General features: G+C 67.6%; 1 protein-coding gene. It reads left to right on the forward strand.

What is annotated here, in order from left to right; genetic code table 11:
• Positions 1-9: 9 nt before the first annotated feature.
• On the forward strand, positions 10-1,196 hold a 1,187-nt coding region (mqnC, locus tag U9980_RS28075), incomplete at its 3' end, for a cyclic dehypoxanthinyl futalosine synthase (RefSeq protein WP_322770685.1).

Raw genomic sequence — 1,196 nt, forward strand, 5'->3', positions numbered from 1 at the left:
CCTTCGGTGGTGAGCGAGGGGGAGATCTCCTCCGTGCTCGCCCGCGCCGCGGACGGCGGGCGGATCAGCCCCGACGAGGCGCTGCTGCTCTACACGAAGGCCCCGCTGCACGCCCTCGGCCAGGCCGCCGACGCCGTCCGGCGCCGCCGTTTCCCGGATGGCATCGCGACGTACATCATCGATCGGAACATCAACTACACGAACGTCTGCGTGACCGCGTGCCGGTTCTGCGCGTTCTACCGCGCTCCGGGTCACTCCGAAGGCTGGGTCCGCGACGTCGACGACATCGTCGCCAGATGCGGCGAGGCAGTTGAGCTGGGGGCAACCCAGATCATGCTCCAGGGCGGCCACCATCCCGAGTTCGGTATCGAATGGTACGAGGCTGCCTTCGCGGCGATCAAGCGGACGTACCCGCAGCTCACCCTGCATTCCCTGGGCGCCAGCGAGGTCGTCCACATCGCGCGGACGTCCGCGCTGAGCTACAACGACGTCATTGTTCGGCTGCGCGACGCGGGGCTCGACAGCTTTGCCGGCGCAGGGGCGGAAATTCTCACCGAGCGTCCCCGGCACGCCATCGCCCCGCTGAAGGAACCCGGCCATGTGTGGCTGTCGGTGATGGAAGCCGCGCACGGTCTCGGTGTCGAATCGACCGCGACGTTCATGATGGGCACCGGTGAGACCAACGCCGAGCGCATCGAGCACCTTCGGATGATCCGCGACGTCCAGGACCGCACCGGCGGTTTCCGGTCGTTCATCCCGTGGACCTACCAGCCGGAAAACAACCACCTGCGCGGACGCACGCAGGCGTCCACGATCGAATACCTGCGGCTGGTGGCGGTAGCTCGGCTGTTCTTCGACAACATCGCGCACCTGCAGGGCTCGTGGCTGACGACCGGCAAGGAGGTCGGTCAGCTCACCCTGCACATGGGCGCGGACGATCTGGGTTCGGTCATGCTGGAGGAGAACGTGGTGTCCTCGGCCGGCGCCCGGCACCGGACCAACCGGACCGAGCTCATCGGTCTGATCCGTACCGCCGACCGGATCCCCGCTCAGCGCGACACGCTCTACCGGCACCTGGTCGTGCACCATGACCCTGCGCAGGATCCGGTGGACGACCGGGTGGCCTCCCACTTCTCCTCCACCGCCTACTCCTCCACCGCACTGTCGTCGCCACCCATGCTGCCGATCGTCGCAAC

Source organism: Protofrankia sp. Cr1 (assembly GCF_963555865.1).
Lineage (GTDB): Bacteria > Actinomycetota > Actinomycetes > Frankiales > Frankiaceae > Protofrankia.